Source organism: Phaeovulum sp. (genome assembly GCF_041596715.1).
Classification (GTDB): Bacteria; Pseudomonadota; Alphaproteobacteria; order Rhodobacterales; family Rhodobacteraceae; genus UBA6213.
The window spans coordinates 1-3,266 of record NZ_JBFHIA010000297.1 but is presented as its reverse complement, the minus strand read 5'-3'; the positions used below and the strand labels follow the sequence as shown (position 1 = coordinate 3,266).

The following is a 3,266-nucleotide window of genomic DNA, read 5'->3' as shown; positions in this document are numbered from 1 at the left end:
TGTCCAAAGCGCAGCCACGATGAGCAGTGCACGGGCGACTTGGAAGAATGCGTCGGCAGCTAGGCCGCGCATCGCTGCTGGCTTCATATCAACTGTCGAAATCATGATACTTGCTCGCCGTGTTACTTGCTCGGGTTTCGTCTCATGTCTGCCGCAACCGGCCCTGGATGGATGCGGATCAGCACTTCTTCATCATTCGGCAGCCGCCGATGTGTGCCCTTGATCTTCTCGCGCTCGGGCGAGAAGGCGCGGGCCTTTAACGCCAGAACAGGTTGGCCAGCGCCAGCAGGCGACCCCAGCGCCGGGGCCCGAAGGCCGGTCACTGCGTGGGATGAATATTGGCGCATACCTAGGGTCATTCTGAATTACTCTCCGATCGAACTTTGCTGTCCAATGGCTCAGGGCCGCGGGGGACGACGGCTCGCATCGCAGGTGGTTTGTCCTTCTACGAGGACACAGCCGGTTTCCGCCGCAAGGCAGCCAAGATTCTGGTTCGAGCCTGCTTCGCCCGCGTGATAGTGGTAGGGAATCTCGTCGATCGCGTGCCCGTAACAGGCGTCTAGTCCGACAGGATTGGCACCATCTGCGAGCAGGTGGGGAAAGATGGCGTAGCCGTCCATCGCGATGCCGATCTGGCCGCCATGAGACACGACCGCCTCTTCAGACGCGCCCTCAACGGTGGATACCGTGCCGGTCAGGCAGTCGGTAACGGCGTGGTAGTGATAGCCCACATGCGTGTTGATGTGGCCGCCGCAATCGTCGAAGGGCGCGATGGTATAGGCACCGAGAATAGCCTCCAGCGGTGCTGGGCCGTCGATCCGGACACCATTCAGCGCAATGCCTGCGCCGGTCTGGTTGGTGGGCGTCGGGCGATCGACCGGGACGCTGTCCAGCGGCAGAACGAAGGTAAGCGTCGCGTCTTCAGGCAGGTACTCGGGCAGGCATTGGACGCAATGGTTCTGATATGCCGGATCGACATCGGGGCGCGCTGCTGCCTCGCAAGCCTCCAGCGTTCCTGTAAAGCGCACATTGCCGGTTTCGGGATCGTAGAGCTTCCAGTTGGTATCGCCGTAGATATCGGCCAGCGATGTGATGAAATCGCCATCCGCATGCACCGTCTTGCCGTCGAGAAACCAGATCCCGGCAGCCTCCGGCCCATCGGTGATGTGGGTCGGGCACCAAGGACCGGGTGTGTAGCTTTGCGGGCTCTGCCTGACGGTGATGGAAAAGCAGCTGGTCTCGGTCCCGCCCGACAAGGTGCAGGGCACGATATCGGGACCAGCAACCAGTTGCGCAGGCTCAAAGAACTCCACGATGCGGGAAAGCCGCGAATCTTCCGTTTGCGCGGCGGTGGGCCCAGCTACCGCAAGCGCGAGAAAAATGACCGCAAAGCCATGTTCGGGTCTATTTTTCAACGGCATGACGCCCCCCCCAAAAAAGAATGTGCAAAAGTCGGTTAGGACTTGTGCTGTCAAATTACCTAGCATACTAACTGTTAGTATGCAAGCTGACGAACACCAGTTTCACGGACTCACGCACAGCGCCGACCTCGTCGAGGCGATGCTTCGACGGCGACTTGCACCTCTCGGCCTCCAGCACCGGCAGGCCCAGATCATCGAGGCGATGGCCCGGATGGGGCCGGTTTCCCAAGCCGATCTCGCCGCGGAATTCAAGATAACCTCGGCCAGCATGAGCACGATGACAGACCGCCTCTTGGCCGCGGGTTTCATTTCTCGTGCGCGCGATCCAGCGTCGCGCCGCCAAAACGTGCTTGAACTGTCGGACGCGGGGCGCGCCAAACTTGCCGCAATCGAAGCGGTTTGGTCAGAGGTAGACATCGTCGTCAACGATCTGCTCGGAGAGGACGCCGGCACCTTCTTTGCCCTAGCTCGCCGGTTGCGTGATGGGTTGGGCGGCAACGTACCGGGCGTGCGGGCCGCGCGGGCAAAGAACCGAAACGGCAATAACGGCGAAAGCACCGCCCAATAACGACGGCATCGCGATGAACGAAGCGCGCGGCATCAGGGCGATGCCGATGCGCAACGGAAGCGCAAAGAGGCAATGCTCACTTCAACTGCGCGGCCGCCTTGATGATCAAATCTCTTGAATACGCCAGTCGCGCCGACAATGCGCGGCCACGCCGCGTGGCGAGCCAGAGTTCGTGCCAACGGCGTTTGGGAAGCTGCACGACCCTGAGAAGATCTTTCTGCCCAAATGCCTCCACACCGCTTCGCGGCAGAAGAGTATAGCCGACGCCCCGCGCAACGGGCGCAGGGATCTGTCCGATCTGGTTCACGTAGGCCCGAACGCGCATCCTGTCTGCGCCGGGATATGCACCGGGAAAGTTCAGGTTCAGCAAATCGTCGGCATAGTCATAGCCGTCAGGGTGCGCGATGAATCCGCGCGCGTCCAATTCCGGGTAACTCGTCGGTACATCGGCCAAGCCTGCCGGAAGGATCAGGCACAATTCCTCTCGACCTAGGTGTTGTGCTTCCAGCCGCGCGTGTTCGGGGTCTGCGCCCAGAACGCCTAGATCAAATCGCCCGTCTAGCAGACCAGACAAGATGTCGGCCTGTGGTGCCGCCTCAAGATGGATCGCCAGATCGGGCGCTGCTTCCATCCACGGCAGCAGGATCGGGTAGAGCAGCATCGCGAAGCTTCCCGAACAGGCGATGCGCACCTCGCCAATATCCCGATCATCGGTCACGATCGCGTCGCGCAGTCGGCCTTCTTCCGCACGGCGCGAAAGACCGAGCGCGAACAGCGCCTCGCCTGCCGGGGTGAGGGTGAAACTTTTTCCCTCGCGGGCGATCAGGTGCTGCCCCACCTGATCCTCAAGCTTCCTAAGGTGCTGAGAGACGCCCGGTTGCGTCATGTTCAAACGCTCAGCCGTGCGGGTAAAGTGACCGGTCTCACAAAGCGTGGTGAAGGTGTCGAGCCAAGTCGCGTTCAGCATTGCGATACAAACGATGCGTTATGATTATCATTCACTTTGATAATTTCACATTTGGTGCGCTGGTGTCTACCTCCTCGTCATAGCTACTGCTTTGGAGAGACACCATGAACCCGACCCCTCGCACGTTTTCGCATATCGGCCTGTCGGTCCCAGACCTAGAAGCCGCGGTAAAGTTCTATTCGGAAGTCTTGGGCTTCTACATCGTCATGCAGCCGTCCGAGGCTGTTGAGGACGAAAGCTCCATCGGCGTCATGTGCACCGACGTGTTCGGCCCCGGCTGGGGCTCGCTCAGAATCGCGCATCTGGCGAC

The 3,266-nt window shown here is 60.6% G+C and carries 5 protein-coding genes; 2 read left to right on the top strand and 3 right to left on the bottom strand.

Going from position 1 to position 3,266, the window contains the following annotated elements:
• Positions 1 to 122: 122 nt before the first annotated feature.
• Entirely contained in the window at positions 123 to 359 is a 237-nt protein-coding gene (locus ABY403_RS14930) for a hypothetical protein (RefSeq protein WP_372841614.1), read from the bottom strand.
• A 39-nt stretch (positions 360 to 398) separates the two neighbouring features.
• Complete coding sequence (locus tag ABY403_RS14925; RefSeq protein WP_372841613.1) at positions 399 to 1,421, bottom strand: YHYH protein; 1,023 nt, start codon at positions 1,419 to 1,421, stop codon at positions 399 to 401.
• A gap of 79 nt (positions 1,422 to 1,500) precedes the next feature.
• On the opposite strand from ABY403_RS14925, the gene ABY403_RS14920 reads away from it, so the two are divergent.
• Positions 1,501 to 1,989, top strand: a complete 489-nt coding sequence (locus ABY403_RS14920) for a MarR family winged helix-turn-helix transcriptional regulator (RefSeq protein WP_372841612.1) — start codon at positions 1,501 to 1,503, stop codon at positions 1,987 to 1,989.
• A gap of 76 nt (positions 1,990 to 2,065) precedes the next feature.
• Here the strand turns inward: ABY403_RS14920 and ABY403_RS14915 are convergent, their stop codons facing one another.
• Positions 2,066 to 2,956 (bottom strand): LysR family transcriptional regulator, encoded by an 891-nt coding sequence (locus ABY403_RS14915; protein WP_372841611.1) that lies wholly within the window; start codon positions 2,954 to 2,956, stop codon positions 2,066 to 2,068.
• 104 nt (positions 2,957 to 3,060) lie between these two features.
• On the opposite strand from ABY403_RS14915, the gene ABY403_RS14910 reads away from it, so the two are divergent.
• On the top strand, positions 3,061 to 3,266 hold a 206-nt coding region (locus tag ABY403_RS14910; RefSeq protein WP_372841610.1), incomplete at its 3' end, for a VOC family protein.